The sequence below is a fragment of the Streptococcus castoreus DSM 17536 genome (assembly GCF_000425025.1).
GTDB lineage: Bacteria > Bacillota > Bacilli > Lactobacillales > Streptococcaceae > Streptococcus > Streptococcus castoreus.
Window position 1 is genome coordinate 142,610 of record NZ_AUKZ01000003.1, and the last position, 16,556, is coordinate 159,165.

The window sequence follows — 16,556 nt, forward strand, 5'->3', positions numbered from 1 at the left end:
TTTAGAACTCCGTTAATTCGAAAACACCAGTTTCTTTTTCATAATTTAGGTGTTTGTTAGAAAGTAATTCGATAAATTCAACATTGTAGTTGGTATGCTCTTCAACGATCTTGCGAGCTTTGATACGACCATCAAGTTCATCTGTTGCATCAATATCGAGATAAAGTGCTTTGGTGCTCTCACGACGAGGGTTACGCTCGTTGGTTTCTTGGTAGAATACTTTGTAAATCATTTGTTAAATAGTCCTTTCGTTGTGAATCAATTAGCCAAACAATAACAAATAGGTCAAAACGTTAAGCAACTTTGTTTTGACACCTTTATATGTTGTAATTATTGTGTATTAGATTAATTCCTGATTCTGTACATTACTAAGATTATACCACAATATCAGCTTTTAGTAAAAATTTTCGACAAAATGATTCGCACTTGTCTTTTTGTTCATGGTCTTTAATTTATGTTATAATTGACAAGAAACGTTCACTAGAAAGGCGTAAAATGAAGTTACTTGCATTTGATACCTCAAATAAAACCTTATCTCTTGCTATCCTTGATAATGAAACACTTTTAGCAGATATAACCCTTAATATTAAGAAAAATCACAGTGTTAGCTTGATGCCGGCTATTGATTTTTTGATGACCTCTGTTGATTTGCAACCGAAAGATTTGAACCGAATTGTAGTGGCACAAGGTCCTGGCTCTTACACAGGCTTACGTGTTGCTGTGGCGACTGCCAAAATGTTGGCTTACAGTCTAAAAATAGACTTGGTTGGGGTATCAAGTCTGTATGCTTTAGCAGCAAGCACTTGTAAGCAAAATCCTGATAGTCTAGTTATTCCTTTAATTGATGCTAGACGCAATAATGTTTATGTTGGTTATTATCGTCAGGAAAAACTGGTTTTACCAGAAAGGCATGCTTCTTTAACTGGTCTTCTTGATCAACTAAGAGGGGAAAGGGAACTCATTTTTGTGGGAGAAGTGGCTCCATTTGCCGAGCAGATTCTTGATGTGCTTCCCCAAGCTGAAATCATTCCCACCCTTCCTTCAGCTTATGAATGCGCTTGCTTAGGTTTCCGATTAGAGGCGGTGAATGTGACTACTTTTGTGCCGAATTACCTTAAACGTGTAGAAGCCGAAGAAAATTGGTTGAAAGAGCATCAGGCTAGTGATGAAAGTCAATACATTAAGAGAGTCTAATATGAAAACCATTGAGGAACAAGCCAGAGCTGTTCACCAGCTTTTAAAAGCCACTTATGAGAAGTCACCTTGGAGCTTGGAACAAGTAATAGCAGATATGCAGCAAGACCGAACAGATTATTTTATGGTTTATGATCAGAATCATTTAATCGGTTTTTTGGCGATTCAGGAGTCAATTGGAGAAGTAGAAATTACCCATATTGCTGTTTTACCGAGCTATCAAGGACAAGGTGTGGCCTCACAATTAATGGCACATTTAGATGACTTGATGGGAACTATTTTTTTAGAAGTTAGAGCATCCAATACCAACGCACAAGGATTATATCATAAATTTGGTTTTGAACTTGTGGGGAAAAGACGGGCATACTACCACGATCCCATCGAAACAGCTTTGATTATGAAACGAGAAGGAAAACATGACAGATAGATATATTTTAGCGGTTGAGAGTTCTTGTGATGAAACCAGTGTTGCTATTTTAAAAAATGATGATATATTATTAAGCAATATTATTGCTAGTCAGATTGAAAGTCATAAACGTTTTGGGGGTGTAGTGCCAGAGGTTGCTAGTCGCCATCATGTGGAAGTAATCACTACTTGCTTTGATGACGCTCTACAAGAAGCAGGCATTGAGCCATCAGATCTCTCTGCGGTCGCGGTGACTTATGGTCCAGGGCTTGTAGGGGCACTTTTGGTTGGTTTAGCAGCTGCTAAAGCTTTTGCATGGGCAAATGGTTTGCCCTTAATTCCAGTTAATCATATGGCAGGGCATTTAATGGCTGCGCGTGAGCAGCAAGATTTGCAATACCCTTTAATGGCGCTTTTAGTTTCAGGAGGGCATACGGAATTGGTCTATGTGACAGAGCCTGGTGCTTATCATATTGTTGGTGAAACACGGGATGATGCTGTTGGTGAGGCCTATGATAAAGTTGGGCGTGTCATGGGTTTGACTTACCCAGCTGGTCGAGAAATTGATCAACTTGCTCATCAAGGCAAAGATTGTTATCATTTTCCTCGAGCTATGATAAAAGAGGACCATTTGGAGTTCTCCTTTTCAGGACTCAAGTCAGCTTTTATCAATTTGTACCACAATGCTCAACAAAAGGGTGAAGTGTTAGTGATTGAAGATTTATGTGCTTCTTTTCAAGCAGCTACTCTTGATATTTTACTGGCTAAAACAAAAAAAGCACTGGCAAAATACCCTTCTAAAATGCTAGTGGTTGCTGGTGGTGTGGCGGCAAATCAAGGTTTACGTGAGCGACTTGCTAATGACATCATAGACCTAGATGTGGTGATTCCCCCCTTAAGGCTTTGTGGAGACAATGCTGGAATGATTGCTCTAGCAGCAGCTGTTGAATATGAGAAGAAATCGTTTGCAAATTTGGATTTGAATGCTAAGCCAAGCCTGGCATTTGATAGCCTTTACTAGAGAGTATTTAGGGGAGAATTCCTTTTTATCTCTTTAGTATAGAGGATATTTTTGATAACAGCTTAAAACAAAAATAACTCGGTATCTTGGCATACCGAGTTATTAGGATGATAAGTAATTGGCTTCTATGATTACTAATCGGTCAAACAAATACCTGCAAAATAATTGTTTGCCTTAGGTGAGGTAAGCTTACCAGCTCGCTTTAGTGATTCCTGGCAGTTGACCTTTATGTGCTAAGTCGCGGAAATTGATACGGCTAACACCAAACTTACGCATGTAAGCATGGGGGCGACCGTCAATTTTATCGCGATTTTTCAAGCGATTTGGATTTGAATCACGAGGCAATTTGCGAAGCGCTTCATAATCGCCACTAGCTTTTAATTTACGGCGAAGGTCAGCATACTGTTCAATCAATTGGAGCTGCTTTTGGTATTTCGCAATTTTTGATTTTTTTGCCATTGCTTTCTCCCTCTATTATAATATTAGTAATCCCAGAGTTCCTATCAGTACTCTGGATTTCCTTAGCTGGTATTTAACCGGTTAAGAAAATACTATTTCATTATACACCTTTTAAGCAGAAAAGCAAGCAAAATATTTAACTGGTTATGTTTTTGGCGTTTTTAAATGACTGATGCCAAAAAGCTTGGGGATATATTCCCAAGCTTGTTATACTTAGCTGTCGTGTAAGCTACCTGCTACCCAACCTGAACAAAGGGCTGCGGTGATGTTAAAGCCACCTGTATGGGCATTAATATCCAAAACTTCTCCTGCAAAATGCAAACCAGAAACTTTCTTACTTTCAAGGGTTTTGGGATTGATTTCTTTCAAGTCCACACCGCCTTTGGTCACAAAAGATTTAGCCAAAGACATTTTTCCTGTAATTGGAATAGGGAGGTGCTTTAGTTTAGCAATCAGTTCTTGTTCTTGTCTTTGTGAAAGCTGTTTGACTTTCTCAGGATAGCCTTCAGCTAAAAAGTCGGCCACTCGTTCAGGAAGTAGGCCTTTAAGAGCGTTTTTGATGTTTTTATTGCGATGCTCAATTAAATAAGCTACTAATTCTTCTTTTGAAAATATTGGCAAAAAGTCCAGTTCTGCGATTTCCCCACCTTTGACAAAGGAGGACAGACGAAGGGCTGCAGGACCTGACAAACCAAAATGGGTAAAGAGCAAGTCATGTGTGATGATATGTTTACCACAGCTAAGTGTAACGTCATCGAGGGAAATCCCTTGCAACACTTTGTGTGGAAAATCAGTTAGGAGAGGACTTTCTGCAGCTTCTAAGTCAGTCACAGCCAGCTTAAAATGACGAGCAATCTCATGACCAAAACCAGTCGATCCAGTTGCTGGATAAGACTTTCCGCCGGTAGTGACGATTAATTTATGACAGGTAAAACTTTGGTTAGCTGATTTTATATGAAAGAGGTCCCCCATTTTCTTAACTGAAATTACTTCGGTATTGGTCAGAATTTGCCCACCGAGGACCTTGATTTTTTTCTTTAGAGTGTCAATAATCGTTTTTGATTTATCTGTTGTCGGAAACAATCGTCCATGATCTTCTTCTTTTAGAGTTACCCCGTTTTCCTTAAAAAAAGCAATAATATCATGATTGTCAAATTGGGAGAAGACACTGTATAAAAAATGTCCGTTCCCTGGAATACCTGCTAAGAGGTCGTCAAGGCTACCACTATTAGTCACATTGCAACGCCCACCACCAGTTCCAGCCAGTTTTTTGCCCAACCGTCGGTTTTTTTCAATAAGAAGTGTCTTGTAGCCGTAATAGCTACTGGAAATGGCTGCCATCATACCAGCAGGTCCACCCCCAATAATAATGGTATCGTATAGTATCATAGATTTATTTTAGCATAAAAATGAACGATTTAATAGTAATGTAAACTAGGCTAAATTGACAGAATACGTGTGTTATGTTACTATCTTTAGTAAGAATATTCAGTTATAGTAATAAAGAGGAAATTATGGCAATTGAAAAGACAGTTAGTGAACTAGCTGACATTTTGGGAGTAAGCCGTCAGGCTGTCAATAATCGTGTCAAGTCTTTACCAGAAGAGGATCTTGATAAAAATGATAAAGGTGTCACTGTGGTTAAGCGTAGTGGCCTTATTAAGTTGGAAGAAATTTACAAAAAAACGATTTTTGATGATGAGCCAATTAGCGAAGAGACCAAGCAACGTGAACTTTTAGAGATTCTTGTTGATGAGAAAAATACTGAAATCACGCGCTTATATGAGCAGTTAAAAGCTAAAGATGTTCAACTTGCCTCTAAGGACGAACAGATGCGTGTCAAGGATGTGCAAATCGCTGAAAAAGACAAGCAACTTGATCAGCAGCAACAACTAACAGCCAAAGCGATGGCTGACAAGGAAACCTTAAAATTAGAATTGGAAGAAGCTAAAGCAGAGGTAGATCAAGTCCGTTTGCAGGCAGAAGAAGTTCAAGCTGAAATTGGTCCTAAAAAAGGCTTTTTCAGTCGTTTATTTGGTTAATAAGAAAAATGATAGCAAGGACCCCATCAGGGTCTTTTTTGGAGAACAAGATGAAAAGATTAGAGACTTATATTGCTTTTGACTTAGAATTTAACACAGTTAATGATATTAGCCATATTATCCAAGTGTCGGCAGTCAAGTATCAAAACCATCAAGAAGTTGACAGCTTTGATACCTATGTTTATAGTGAGATCCCTCTACAAAGTTTTATCAATGGTTTGACAGGAATTACTTCTGATAAGATTGCTGCGGCACCAAAAGTCGAAGAGGTTATGGCTGCTTTCAAAGATTTTGTTGGAGAGTTACCATTGGTTGGTTATAATTCCCAAAAATCTGACCTGCCAATACTAGCTGAAAACGGTTTGGATTTAAGGGACCAATACCAGGTTGATCTCTTTGATGAAGCTTACGACAGACGTAGCGCAGACTTAAATGGTATTGCTAACCTTCGCCTGCAAACCGTGGCAACCTTTTTAGGTATTAAGGGTCGAGGTCATAATAGCTTGGAGGATGCTAGAATGACAGCAGGTATTTATGAGTCTTTTTTAGAAACAGATACGAACAAGGCATATCTCAGTCAGCAAGAGGAGGCTATCACGGATAACCCTTTCGCAGCTTTGGGAGGCTTTTTCGACTAAAGGCTCTGCTATTTCTAAAAACTAAAAAAATCCCCTAGGGATACCCCTTGCTTGTAACGCTAGGTCATTTGATAGGATAGGACTATATCAAGAGGGAGTCGGGTGCACACGAGTCGCTTTTGATCACTAAACTATAGAAAGAAGGTGAGGAAATGTCTCAATTCTATTCGACTGGAGAATTGACCAACTTAGCTGGAGTTTCTATTCGAACAATACTACGACCAACGTGGGATTTTGACTCCGACAGAATTGACAGAAGGTGGACGGCGACTCTATACAGATTCTGATTTAGAACAATTACGCATTATCTGTTTTCTGCGTGATTTGGAATTTTCCATTGAGCAGATTCGCAAAGTCTTAGCAGAAGAAAATGCAGCCCAGGTGCTGGAATTGCTTCTGGTGGATCATATTGCGACTGCCAAGGAAGAATTGGTCGCAAAAGAGCAACAAGTTGACATAGCTGTCAAGATACTTGACAGGCTTAGAAAACAAGACGCCCAGTCACTAGATTTTCTGATGGACATTTCGCTTAGCATGAAAAATCAAAAAGCTTGGAAAAAACGTTTTATGACTTTAATTGTCTGTTTGACAGTAGAAACTCTGCTTTTTGTGGGTGGAGCCTATCTTCTTCAATTGACAATCTGGAAATATTTATTAATCCCGGGGTTCCTTTTCGTCTTACTAGGAACCTTATACTGGTATTACCAAAATATTTGTTATCTTTGTCCTTCTTGTCATCAAACATTTGAAGCAAAATGGACAGAATTTGCCCTAGCAGGTCATACGCCACGAACCAGAAAGTTAACCTGTCCCCATTGCCATCAAAAATCGTATTGCTTGGAACTGGCAAAAGAGGACACTGTCTCAAGAGACCAGCACTAACTCGCAAAAAACTAGCCTGAGATCGTTCTCAAGCTAGTTTTTGTTTTCTTAAAATGGTAATTTACCAGCAAAAGCCCCTAATGTTTTCTTAGTCGCTTCATCAATTTGCGTAAGGGCGTCATTAATGGCTTGTGTAGTCATGTCTTGAAGGGTTTCCACATCTTCAGGATCCACAACAGCTTCTTTGAAGTCAATACCAACCAAATTTTTATCACCCGTGAAAGTAGCAGTGACGAGGTCTTGAGCGGATTTTCCAGTAAATTGCATAGCAGCTAAATCTGCCTGTTTTTGTTCCATTTGCTTTTGAAGCTTTTGTGCTTGCTTCATCATATTTTGCATGTTCATCATAAGATTGAGTTCTCCTTAGTTTTAATCACTTCTTATTATAACATAGACAAGGAGGATTTGTAGCTTAGTTTAATATTGCGTAAGAGCAGTTATTGACTACTAGTAGGCTGTATAGATGTTCCTATTGTAACTTCTTCATAAAAAGTTAATTACAATGTCATTTATAAATTGAATAATAACGCTTATAATTAGTGTGTAACGGAGAATAAACCGTTTTTAAATAATAAACTTAAAAGATGTCATTTCTCTTTCTTGTTTAGTCATCCTTATGGTTCGCTTATGACAGTGTTGATACTAGTTTGGTCTTAGTTTAGTGGTTGGTTCACACAGTCATAAATTTCTGTGAATAATTTCAGTAGCTCACGCTGTCTATTATGGCTTTTTTATGAGAGTCAATGCTTTTTTAGTGCTATGACCTAGTGACAAAAGGTCTCTATTTTTGATAGAGAACATGAAAGAGCCGTCTCAATCTGAGAAACGGCTCTAAACTTTTGAAAGAAACAATGAACGGGACAAATCTAGAAATCATTATCAAGGATAAAAGAGGGCAATGTATTAGGTAGGCAGGTGTCTGCTTGTCAAAATGAGTGGTCCTCAATGATCGAGTCCTCTTTAGCTTGTTGTTCTAAAAGAATCTGTGCAAAGTCTAGCCATTTGTTATAGTTATTTTCAGTCAGTTGCTCTGAAATCATAACTAGGTTACGTTGGGGGAGTTGGTAAGTAACTCCCTTGTTTTCTAAGGTCAAGTCCTCTTCCATAAGAGCTGTTAAACTTACATCAAAGATAGCAGCAATGTCACTTAGTAGACCTGACTTTGGCGTGTACTTGCCTTTTTCCCACTCACTGATTGAAGATGAACTTTTTCGTCCCAAGAGGTTGGCAAGTTCTAATTGTTCCATATTCTTTTTTAATCTAAGGTATTTTAAATTACTTGCAAAAAATGTTTTCTTTACTGGCATCGTATCCCTCCCTTAGGCTTTATATAAGATATAATACCACAAAACAGGGTAAAGCAAAAGATTTACTAAAAGGAGTATGAAATTGCTCCAAAAACTTGACTTCACAAAAACCGAAGTTTATAATAAACGTTACATAAGTAATTAATCTTATTTTAGTGTGGAGGGAAAATCGTGACCAAATCAACCTTAAAAGAGCTGAGACTGGCCCAAAAAATGACGCAGCAAGAGTTATCGACTTTGACAGGTATTTCTGTAAGAACAATTGCCAGATATGAAAAAGATATTCAAAAGCTAAGACGAGCTAAATATGAAAAGCTAAGGGGCATAGCAGAAGCATTAACGGTCTCCGTTGATGATATTTTTTTAGATATAAATTCGGATTTTATGAACTGATAAAGAAAACAGGAAAGTTGCTGTGAACTGCCCCCCAAAAGTTAGACACAAAATCTAATGATAGGGGTGCTTTTCTTATGAAATTAAACAATAATGATAAGATCGAGATCTATCACTTAAGACAATTAGGTTGGACTTGGTCTCAACTCAAGCAAAGATTTGATGTGAATCAGGCTCATCTAAAATACTTGGTCCGAAAACGAATCAAAACAAAATTAAAAGGACTTAGTCCCGTACCATACAGAACTAAATCCTTTCAATAATTTCTTGTCCAACTTTTGGGGGTCAGTACACTGAGAGTAGCTTTTTTCTTAATTGAAAGGGCATTGTTTTTGGTTAAGTTATTTTAAAAAAATAATTAACCAAGCTTATTAAAGTATATTTTTTCTTCTTGACATGTTATAATCAAATGATAGTCGATGACTAAAAAATTTTTAAAAAGGAGTTATATCATGTTTACAGAAGAAATGAAAGAGATGATTGCTAGTCAGCTTGCCATGGTTGCAACGGTCGATAATGAAGGACATCCCAATATTGGTCCGAAACGTTCCATGCGATTGCTAGATGATAAAACCCTTATTTTCAATGAAAATACTGGTGGTCAGACACAGGCAAATATTGAAGCCAACGGCAGAGTTGAAGTTGCTTATGTTAATCGAGATTGTTTGAGAGGTTACCGCTTTTGTGGTCAAGCAGAAATGATTAGGCAGGGACCTCTTTACGAAGTAGCCAAGACTTGGGCAGAAGGGAAAATGGGAGTTCCAAAGGCAGCAGGCATTGTTCATATTGATGCCATTTACAGTCTTCATTCTGGAAAAGAGGCAGGTCAAAAGGTTACAGACTAGAATTTGAAACCTGATTTGCGATTTAGTAAGTTAATGAAAAAGCGCCTAGCATTGCTGATTAAGCTTTTAGGCGCTTTTAGTGTGACTATTAGATTATTTTTGATCGGTCTCAACTGGAATAATCATTTGGGATTGACTAAGGTCAATGGTTAAGGCATAATGACTGTTATCACGAATAGTGTGTTCAAAATCAGTTGTATAAAGAAGGATTCTTATGGTATCACCTTTTTCTAAATGGTAGATACTTGGCTGTAAGTGGAAATTAACGGTCATCCATTCCTTACTTGGAATAGATTCAATTTTTAGCAAGTTGTTCCTATTTTGCAAATTCATGACACCCTTGGTAATAACGCGGTAGGGGCTTTCTTTAAATGGCAATTCTTTAAGGGCTTCTCGAGAGAAATTTTGCCCATTGTCGATACTGGTTAAATTCAGATTAGCAGGAGAATCAGTCAATCGTTTTTTCTTGCCATAATCTAAGATTTGAGCTGATAAGATACCTTTATTGTCACTTGACTTAACCTGTAGTTGTAAGGTAACTTCCCCATTGATCGGCAAGTCATCTGCCAAAATCATATCGATATGGACTTGGTTGGCTTTGGCTGCAAAAAGCTCTTCTTTGAACGATTGGAAGGATTTGCAGTAGCGATTGAAGTCTTTCTCGTGATAATGATTGTCAATGAGAACATGGTCATTTCCTAGAGGGAATATTCGGGTGTTGGAGCTGCCAAATTTGTCTAGAATTTGCCAGTCTTGTTCTTTTTGATTATTTTGCCAGATAACCTCAGCTAGTTGAAAACCATTATCTTGTCCTAATAGTTTTTGGCAAAGTAGAGCGTTCATGCTCTCACGGAAATCAATAGATTGCCAGTTGTGCATATAGACATGTTCACCGTGATGCAAGAAAAGGTGTTTTCCAATTGTCTCAGGCAGTTGATTGAAAATGTTATAAACCTGTCTTGGTTTGACATTCCAATCTTGAAGCCCATGTGTGTAAACCACTTCACAGGTAATGTTATTTGCTTCTTGAAGGTAGTTGCGGTTATGCCAAAATTGACTATAGTCTCCAGAAGCACGATCTAAAGCACGAGTTTGGTTAGATAACAATGTTTGGTAGTAGTCATTGTGATAGAGATAGTCCCCTGCCAATAAATTACGTGAATAGGTTAATTCTGTTAGAACATCTAAGTCCTCGCCAGGATAACCTCCAGGACTGCAAACCAATCCATTTTCGCGGTAATAGTCATACCAAGAGGAGATGGCAGATTCTGCAATAATAACAGCTAAACCATCAACTCCTGTTGTAGCAAGACCTGTTGACATGGTTCCTAAATAAGATTTTCCGGTAGTTGCGACGAGACCATTTGACCAAGCCGCCTTAATTTGTTCGTTACGCTGATGATTAGTGAACCCATTTGCTTTGCCATTCAACCAGTCAATGACAGCCTTGAAACTTGCCACTTGTTCGTAGTCTCCACTAGTCATAAAACCGGCTGAACCGGCTGTTCCAATTCCTGAAACGTAAATATTAGCAAACCCACGAGCAAGAAAATAATCATTTAAGGTATAGGAACTAATGTAACTAAAGCTTTCTTGGCTGTCGGTGATCGGAGCGTCTGATGGTTGTGTTTTAAAGGGCATAAAGTTGGTCTGTGAAATATCAATGGTCTTAGTCTCTTTGACAATTAACTCACCCTCCATTGGATAGAGTTTTTTGTCGTTTGCAACCTCGTTAACTCCTTCATGGTAAGGGCTTGCGGTCATTATGGTTGGTAGAGTTTGGTGAGTTTTGGGGCGAATGATATTAACCTTAATGAGGTCCAACTTGCCATCTTCATCAGTATCCACTGGTGTTTCGACATAAACCACTTCTCGAATTAATTGATTTGTATCAAAAGTTGCTAGGGATTTACCATTAAAATAATGGTACTGATTATCCATTGGTAATAATCCCTGACTAACCAGGTCATCAATCAGTGTCATACCAGACTTTTTGCGAGTGGCTAATAAGTGGTGCAAAGGACTGATGATGTCTTTACCATCGAAGTTAATTGGAAAAGCAATGCTTTTTATAAACTCTTTAGATGATGTAAAATCAACATTTGGGATAAAGCCGAGAATTTGCAAGGCAACTAACTCAAAAACATCCACTGTTAAAGGAACATCTGATTTAAAAAAAGTGAGCAGATCTAACGATTCACTTGCGATCATGTTACTTAGAGGATAATCGGTGTTCTTAAAATGGAAAAAGAGTTTTCGCAAAAAAGTGTCAAAATTAGCTTTAGGTGTATTTTGAGAGGTAAGGTCAAATCCTAAACCTTGAAGTTCTTCTAAGGCATTTTCCGGAGAAATTGGGATATAAGAAAATTGGTTGTATTTCATGTTTGTGTCAGATCCTTTCGTGAAAGTAAGCGTTTTAATTAGATAAACTAGCTTTACATTGTCTATTATACTTGATAGAATGGTACTTGTCTAAACAATATCATAAAATGGAGGAATTAAAGACATATGGATGTGACATGGACTGTGAAGTATATTACAGAATTTCTGGCAACCGCCTTGCTTATTATTTTAGGGAATGGTGCGGTTGCAAATGTTGATTTAAAAGGGACTAAAGGAAATAATTCAGGTTGGATTATCATTGCTTTGGGCTATGGTTTTGCGGTAATGATGCCTGCTTTGATGTTTGGTAATGTTTCAGGAAATCACATAAACCCTGCTTTTACCTTGGGGCTTGCTGTTTCAGGTTTATTCCCATGGGCACACGTTGCGCAATACATTGTTGCACAGCTTCTTGGTGCGATTTATGGTCAACTTGTTGTCGTTGGTGTTTATGGTCCTTACTTTAGAAAAACCGAAGATCCAACTCCTGTTTTAGGTTCTTTCTCAACGATTTCAGCCCTCGATGATGGTACAAAAGCTAGTCAAAAAGCTTCATTGATTAATGGTTTTGCGAATGAATTTGTAGGCTCATTCATCCTTTTCTTTGGTGCCCTTGCTCTTACCAAGAACTTCTTTGGTGCAGAACTGATTGCTAAATTGACTGAAGCTGGTTACGACAAAGCGACTGCTGCTCAACAAGTGGCTCCTTATGTGACAGGAAGTATTGCTGTTGCTCACATCGGTATCGGTTTCTTGGTTATGACACTTGTAGCTTCACTTGGTGGTCCTACTGGTCCAGCTCTTAACCCTGCACGTGATTTAGGACCACGTCTTGTTCACCATTTCTTACCTAAAACAGTTCTTGGCAAAGCTAAGGGCGATTCCAAATGGTGGTATTCATGGGTTCCAGTTGTTGCACCAATTTTAGCGGCGATTACTGCAGTAGCACTATTCAAATTCCTTTATATCAAGTAATCAAAAAAGAGATGATATGAGCAGGAGCTCGTTGAAATAGTCTGAAGAGAAAAAATTATGTTAACAAAAAACGAATGATGATACTTAGTGAAAAGAAACTATTTATCGTGCATTCGTTTTTTTTAGTTATCATCGACCAATCTCAAACTTAATTGTTTGTTAAATTTTTAATGTGATTGACTGTTTCATTAGGCGCTATGAACAACAGCCAGCCCATAACACTTTTTTTGATGTTCTGATTTTAAGAGAGTTTTCCCATGAGACACATTAGAAAGGTCGTTGTGTTACTTTTTCTGATTAGTGATAGATGGTGTTAATGACGATCTGATTAACATTGTACCAGTAAAGAGAACAATTAAGACCACTAAAACTTTTAGGCTATTAATATCTAGGTTGGTAAGGAAGAAAACTGCCACCAAAACTCCAATAATACCACCGAAAACAATTCCTGCAAAACCATTCCAACTGACACGATCTCCTTTGATAAATTGGCTACTAGAAGCTGTCATGATCATGGCAGCGTCAAGCATCATAACAGGCATGGCAACTGTTGGACTCAGTCCCATTAGGGAGAAGAAAATTAGTTCTGGGGCATAGTTACCAAGACCCATGGTCATCAAGACACCAACTGTAAAGTTAAAACCAATTCCAATTAACAGCCAGATGCCATGGAGCCCATGCACTGTGTCAGAAAGATTATCACCAGGGTGAAAAACCATTCGAAAAGATAACAGTAAGGCTGCAAGAATTAAGAGACTTCCTAGAATTCGTTGAACGGTCGGGGTATGCCAATTTTTAGTGATTTTGGTTCCAAAATAAGCCCCAATAAAGGCAGCCACTGCCATGCTCAACAGCGTCATGACTTCAACTTTTACCACAAAAATAAAGCACAGTGATTGAATGAGTACAGGAAGAACATGACCAACAGTCATGGTTCCAGGTAATTTTTTGTCATCAGTCACTAACTTGGTTAATTTAAAACAAGTTGTGGTCGTGGCAAATGATCCAATACCAAGCGTATCAAGTGCATCAGTAACTAGTCCAATCCAAAAACCAGTCCAAAAACGCTTGAAAGGATTAATGTTGTTTTTTCTGATGTGTTTAAACAATAATAGGAAAATAAAAAGCATTGCCAAAACGAGCAAGGCTTGTATTAGTCTGAGAATAATCATTTCGTTCATAGAAACTAGTGTACAAAAAAAATACCTTGTCGTCAATTTGAGTTTCTTAAAAATATGAAAATAATTATGTTAGGAACAGAATCATTATTTTGGTTCAAAATCTTTTGTTTTAACAAGGTTACATTTCTTTGCTTGGCTTGCGCGTTTTCTGCATTTTTGATAAGAAACATATAATTTCTTGTCAAAAATGAGAATTTTGTCTATAATAGCAGAGGATTAGGAGGAAAGTATGGCTTTATTTGAAAATCTTGTCTTTAAAACCCCGGTGTTACGTGTCAATAATCGTGATCTCAACATTGCCTTTTACCAAAAAAGTCTAGGTCTTCGTCTAATGTCAGAAGAAAATGCGATTGCCATTTTTTCATCTTGGGGACAAGGACAAGAACGATTTGTCATTGAAGAATCTCCATCGGTTAGAACACGTGCTGTAGTAGGTCCTAAGAAAGTAAATACTATTGTTATTAAGACAACTCATCCTAAGGATATTGAGCAATTATTGGCTTATGGTGCAACTTACGATAATCTTTTCAAAGGGAAAAACGGCTACGCTTTTGAGACCACTTCACCAGAGGGCGATTGTTTCTTGCTACATGCCGAAGAGGATATAAAAACCCTTGAGGGCGCTGAATTGCCGATATTTGAAAAAGACGCTGATTTTAAGGGATTAAGTCAATTTACCTTTGATATTATTGTTTTTAATGTTCCTAGTGAAGAGCAGTCAAGAACTTTCTATCATCGTTTGTTTGGAGAACAGTTGCCTGTTGCCATGGATTTTATTCAAGAAAATGGTCCAGATCTAACGATTGATCCACATATTGCTTGGGATTTAGAAATTTTAGAGTTTCAAGTCTCCGAAAATGATGATCTACTAGCTTTAAAAGCACATCTAGAAGAAGATGGTCATAAGGTTTATTTGGATAAAAAACACAAGGTACTCGTTATTTCTGATCCAAGTCAGATAGAGATTTGGTTTGTGAAATGAGCCTTGCTTTATGCCAACAACTCAATCGTCAAATCCAAGACCGATTATATAGAGGGGTTAGTTTAGCCCTTTTTCAATCGGGAAACTGGCAAGAATATTATTTGGGAACAGTTGATGGTTGTCAACCCGTTCAGACTGGCTTGGTTTACGATTTAGCAAGTGTCTCCAAGGTTATTGGTGTTGCAACGGTATGTGTTTTTTTGGTTAATAGTGGCGCTTTGAAGATTGATACTGCTTTAAAATATTATTATCCTGATGTGGTAAATGAAGAAGTGACCATTCGTCAATTATTGACTCATACTAGCGGGTTCGATCCTTATATTTTAAATCGTGATCAGCTTAATGCAAAGGCGTTAAAAGCAGCACTGAACCAGTTAGCAGTAAAGACAGATAAGACCTTTCATTATACAGATGTGAATTTTTTACTGCTGGGCTTTATGCTTGAGGAACTTTATGGAAAATCTTTAGATCAGCTTTTTCAGGAAATTGTCTTTGAGCCGTTTGGAATGAAAGAGACTTCGTTTGGACCAAGACCAGAAGCAGTACCCACTCTTAAAGGCTTAAAAGATGGTTGCGTTCATGATCCTAAAGCTAAGGTTCTAGGAAAACATGCAGGGTCAGCGGGTCTATTTTCAACGTTAAAAGATTTGGAACGTTTTGTTGACCATTATCTTAAAGCTGATTTTTCAGATTGCTTGTTTGCTAATTACAGTCATCAAGAAAAAATACGATCACTAGGTTGGAATTTAAAGGGAGATTGGATAGATCATACGGGTTACACTGGTCCTTTTATCATGATCAATAAAAAGGCACAAAAAGCAGCCATATTTTTAACCAATCGCACTTACGACAAAGATGATAGATCGTTCTGGATTAGTCAACGTCGACTTATTCAAGAAGCGATCTGTGATGTGTTAGAGGAGTAACTTATAAAAGACAAGAAAAAGAAGTCTAAGGCTTCTTTTTCTTGTCTGGTTTTACGTCATTTATGCTTGCGATATAATAGCTTGTAAGGATTAAGATAAGCCAGCTAAGGCAGGAGTAGATATTGTATATATGAGAACTCCTTCCGCTAAAGAAGCTTGCTAGGGCTAAAAAACAGCTAAGCATTTCCACTTTGACTTCATTAATAGCAGAAAGTTTGTCAAATCAATTTGATAAACTTGTTTTTCTTGGTAGTGGTGTTTGGTGAGGTAGAAAAAATGGTCTCAAAAAAGAGGTTGACGGTTGCTAAGAATAAAGAACTTGCTCAACTGATATGCAAACTTAGGACCAGTGAGATGCCAAACAAAAAAGTTAGTCATAAGGTAATGCTAAATTGACTTGTATTTGTCATGTCATATCCTTACCGTATGTTTAAATGTCATAAGTTTTTTTCCATAGTGATGTGATCAATACCTGCTTCATCAAAACGATCACCTTTTGCTTGGAATCCTAATTTGGTGTAGAAAGTCTGTGCGCTTAGTTGCGCGTGGAGAGTTATTTTCGTGATACCTTGCCGTTGAGCATCATCTAAGATATAGGATATTAACTGTTTGCCAATACCTTGATGTCGGTAGGTTTTCAGTACAGCCATGCGCTGCAAGGTTACTTGATGAAAGTCATCAGCATGTGGCAAGAGTCTACAGGTGGCACAGGGACGAGTATTCTTATCATAAAGGACAAAATGTAGGCAATAGGCTTCGTTTTGATCAATTTCAAGAGAGATGGGCACTCCCTGTTCTTTGACAAAAACCTCTTGTCTAATTTTAACAGCATCTAAGTAAGTATCTGCTAGGGTATTTCGTGTTTGTCTGATTATCATAAGCCTATTATAAGCTAAAAAAAGAAGTAGGACAACCATCTGATC

At 37.9% G+C, this 16,556-nt stretch carries 18 protein-coding genes and 1 pseudogene; 11 read left to right on the plus strand and 8 right to left on the minus strand.

Translation table 11 applies throughout. The features are described 5' to 3' along the window. Position 1: 1 nt before the first annotated feature. Positions 2–232 (minus strand): DNA-dependent RNA polymerase subunit epsilon, encoded by a 231-nt coding sequence (locus H346_RS0100665; RefSeq protein WP_027969365.1) that lies wholly within the window; start codon positions 230–232, stop codon positions 2–4. 263 nt (positions 233–495) lie between these two features. On the opposite strand from H346_RS0100665, the gene tsaB reads away from it, so the two are divergent. From tsaB to tsaD, 3 genes are read left to right on the plus strand one after another with little or no spacing between them, the layout of a single operon-like run. Then, positions 496–1,194: a tRNA (adenosine(37)-N6)-threonylcarbamoyltransferase complex dimerization subunit type 1 TsaB gene (gene tsaB, locus H346_RS0100670; protein WP_027969366.1), complete on the plus strand. Its 699-nt coding sequence runs from the start codon at positions 496–498 to the stop codon at positions 1,192–1,194. 1 nt (position 1,195) lies between these two features. Next, entirely contained in the window at positions 1,196–1,621 is a 426-nt protein-coding gene (gene rimI / locus H346_RS0100675) for a ribosomal protein S18-alanine N-acetyltransferase (protein ID WP_027969367.1), read from the plus strand. Beyond that, the gene (tsaD, locus tag H346_RS0100680) at positions 1,611–2,621 is read left to right on the plus strand and encodes a tRNA (adenosine(37)-N6)-threonylcarbamoyltransferase complex transferase subunit TsaD (RefSeq protein WP_027969368.1); all 1,011 of its coding nucleotides are present in this window, start codon (positions 1,611–1,613) and stop codon (positions 2,619–2,621) included. Before rimI ends, tsaD begins: the two co-directional genes overlap by 11 nt. Positions 2,622–2,810: 189 nt before the next feature. Here the strand turns inward: tsaD and rpsN are convergent, their stop codons facing one another. Together rpsN and aao are read right to left on the minus strand one after the other, a co-directional pair. Then, the gene (rpsN, locus tag H346_RS0100685; RefSeq protein WP_027969369.1) at positions 2,811–3,080 is read right to left on the minus strand and encodes a 30S ribosomal protein S14; all 270 of its coding nucleotides are present in this window, start codon (positions 3,078–3,080) and stop codon (positions 2,811–2,813) included. A 213-nt stretch (positions 3,081–3,293) separates the two neighbouring features. Next, on the minus strand, positions 3,294–4,469 hold the full coding sequence (gene aao, locus H346_RS0100690) for an aminoacetone oxidase (RefSeq protein ID WP_027969370.1): 1,176 nt from the start codon (positions 4,467–4,469) through the stop codon (positions 3,294–3,296). A gap of 125 nt (positions 4,470–4,594) precedes the next feature. On the opposite strand from aao, the gene H346_RS0100695 reads away from it, so the two are divergent. The 3 genes and pseudogenes from H346_RS0100695 to H346_RS09515 all read left to right on the plus strand — a co-directional run bounded on the left by H346_RS0100695 (position 4,595) and on the right by H346_RS09515 (position 6,642). Continuing rightward, entirely contained in the window at positions 4,595–5,122 is a 528-nt protein-coding gene (locus H346_RS0100695) for a DUF536 domain-containing protein (protein ID WP_027969371.1), read from the plus strand. Positions 5,123–5,172: 50 nt separating this feature from the next. Beyond that, positions 5,173–5,760, plus strand: coding sequence for a 3'-5' exonuclease (locus H346_RS0100700; RefSeq protein ID WP_027969372.1), 588 nt, complete (start codon positions 5,173–5,175; stop codon positions 5,758–5,760). Between the two features lie 152 nt (positions 5,761–5,912). Beyond that, positions 5,913–6,642 (plus strand): annotated as a pseudogene (locus tag H346_RS09515) (MerR family transcriptional regulator). A 48-nt stretch (positions 6,643–6,690) separates the two neighbouring features. Here H346_RS09515 and H346_RS0100710 read toward each other — a convergent pair. Both H346_RS0100710 and H346_RS0100715 read right to left on the minus strand, forming a co-directional pair. Continuing rightward, positions 6,691–6,990, minus strand: a complete 300-nt coding sequence (locus tag H346_RS0100710) for a YbaB/EbfC family nucleoid-associated protein (protein ID WP_027969373.1) — start codon at positions 6,988–6,990, stop codon at positions 6,691–6,693. A gap of 578 nt (positions 6,991–7,568) precedes the next feature. After that, entirely contained in the window at positions 7,569–7,949 is a 381-nt protein-coding gene (locus tag H346_RS0100715) for a helix-turn-helix domain-containing protein (protein WP_027969374.1), read from the minus strand. Positions 7,950–8,120: 171 nt separating this feature from the next. Here H346_RS0100715 and H346_RS0100720 point away from each other — a divergent pair, with 171 nt between their 5' ends. Continuing rightward, the gene (locus tag H346_RS0100720; protein WP_027969375.1) at positions 8,121–8,342 is read left to right on the plus strand and encodes a helix-turn-helix domain-containing protein; all 222 of its coding nucleotides are present in this window, start codon (positions 8,121–8,123) and stop codon (positions 8,340–8,342) included. A gap of 452 nt (positions 8,343–8,794) precedes the next feature. Beyond that, entirely contained in the window at positions 8,795–9,187 is a 393-nt protein-coding gene (locus H346_RS0100730; protein ID WP_027969377.1) for a pyridoxamine 5'-phosphate oxidase family protein, read from the plus strand. Between the two features lie 93 nt (positions 9,188–9,280). Here H346_RS0100730 and H346_RS0100735 read toward each other — a convergent pair whose 3' ends face one another. Beyond that, a complete protein-coding gene (locus H346_RS0100735) occupies positions 9,281–11,569 on the minus strand; it encodes a Xaa-Pro dipeptidyl-peptidase (protein WP_027969378.1) in 2,289 nt (762 codons plus the stop codon). Between the two features lie 126 nt (positions 11,570–11,695). On the opposite strand from H346_RS0100735, the gene gla reads away from it, so the two are divergent. Next, positions 11,696–12,544: an aquaglyceroporin Gla gene (gla, locus tag H346_RS0100740; RefSeq protein WP_027969379.1), complete on the plus strand. Its 849-nt coding sequence runs from the start codon at positions 11,696–11,698 to the stop codon at positions 12,542–12,544. Positions 12,545–12,828: 284 nt separating this feature from the next. Here gla and H346_RS0100745 read toward each other — a convergent pair whose 3' ends face one another. Beyond that, a complete protein-coding gene (locus H346_RS0100745) occupies positions 12,829–13,725 on the minus strand; it encodes a TSUP family transporter (protein WP_244147240.1) in 897 nt (298 codons plus the stop codon). Positions 13,726–13,954: 229 nt separating this feature from the next. Between H346_RS0100745 and H346_RS0100750 the strand changes: the two genes are divergently transcribed. Further along, positions 13,955–14,707: a CppA family protein gene (locus H346_RS0100750; protein WP_027969381.1), complete on the plus strand. Its 753-nt coding sequence runs from the start codon at positions 13,955–13,957 to the stop codon at positions 14,705–14,707. Next, on the plus strand, positions 14,704–15,633 hold the full coding sequence (locus H346_RS0100755) for a serine hydrolase domain-containing protein (RefSeq protein ID WP_037562400.1): 930 nt from the start codon (positions 14,704–14,706) through the stop codon (positions 15,631–15,633). The genes H346_RS0100750 and H346_RS0100755 overlap by 4 nt, the downstream gene beginning before the upstream one ends. 437 nt (positions 15,634–16,070) lie before the next feature. Here H346_RS0100755 and H346_RS0100765 read toward each other — a convergent pair whose 3' ends face one another. Beyond that, the gene (locus H346_RS0100765; protein WP_027969383.1) at positions 16,071–16,511 is read right to left on the minus strand and encodes a GNAT family N-acetyltransferase; all 441 of its coding nucleotides are present in this window, start codon (positions 16,509–16,511) and stop codon (positions 16,071–16,073) included. Between the last annotated feature and the right edge of the window lie 45 nt (positions 16,512–16,556).

Coding starts and splice junctions, on each gene's coding strand:
- H346_RS0100715 (WP_027969374.1), bottom strand. CDS start 7,949: ATGCCAGTAAAGAAAACATTTTTTGCAAGTAATTTAAAATACCTTAGA.
- aao (WP_027969370.1), bottom strand. CDS start 4,469: ATGATACTATACGATACCATTATTATTGGGGGTGGACCTGCTGGTATG.
- H346_RS0100665 (WP_027969365.1), bottom strand. CDS start 232: ATGATTTACAAAGTATTCTACCAAGAAACCAACGAGCGTAACCCTCGT.
- H346_RS0100735 (WP_027969378.1), bottom strand. CDS start 11,569: ATGAAATACAACCAATTTTCTTATATCCCAATTTCTCCGGAAAATGCC.
- rimI (WP_027969367.1), top strand. CDS start 1,196: ATGAAAACCATTGAGGAACAAGCCAGAGCTGTTCACCAGCTTTTAAAA.
- H346_RS0100700 (WP_027969372.1), top strand. CDS start 5,173: ATGAAAAGATTAGAGACTTATATTGCTTTTGACTTAGAATTTAACACA.
- H346_RS0100695 (WP_027969371.1), top strand. CDS start 4,595: ATGGCAATTGAAAAGACAGTTAGTGAACTAGCTGACATTTTGGGAGTA.
- H346_RS0100745 (WP_244147240.1), bottom strand. CDS start 13,725: ATGAACGAAATGATTATTCTCAGACTAATACAAGCCTTGCTCGTTTTG.
- gla (WP_027969379.1), top strand. CDS start 11,696: ATGGATGTGACATGGACTGTGAAGTATATTACAGAATTTCTGGCAACC.
- tsaD (WP_027969368.1), top strand. CDS start 1,611: ATGACAGATAGATATATTTTAGCGGTTGAGAGTTCTTGTGATGAAACC.
- H346_RS0100750 (WP_027969381.1), top strand. CDS start 13,955: ATGGCTTTATTTGAAAATCTTGTCTTTAAAACCCCGGTGTTACGTGTC.
- H346_RS0100710 (WP_027969373.1), bottom strand. CDS start 6,990: ATGATGAACATGCAAAATATGATGAAGCAAGCACAAAAGCTTCAAAAG.
- H346_RS0100755 (WP_037562400.1), top strand. CDS start 14,704: ATGAGCCTTGCTTTATGCCAACAACTCAATCGTCAAATCCAAGACCGA.
- H346_RS0100765 (WP_027969383.1), bottom strand. CDS start 16,511: ATGATAATCAGACAAACACGAAATACCCTAGCAGATACTTACTTAGAT.
- tsaB (WP_027969366.1), top strand. CDS start 496: ATGAAGTTACTTGCATTTGATACCTCAAATAAAACCTTATCTCTTGCT.
- rpsN (WP_027969369.1), bottom strand. CDS start 3,080: ATGGCAAAAAAATCAAAAATTGCGAAATACCAAAAGCAGCTCCAATTG.
- H346_RS0100730 (WP_027969377.1), top strand. CDS start 8,795: ATGTTTACAGAAGAAATGAAAGAGATGATTGCTAGTCAGCTTGCCATG.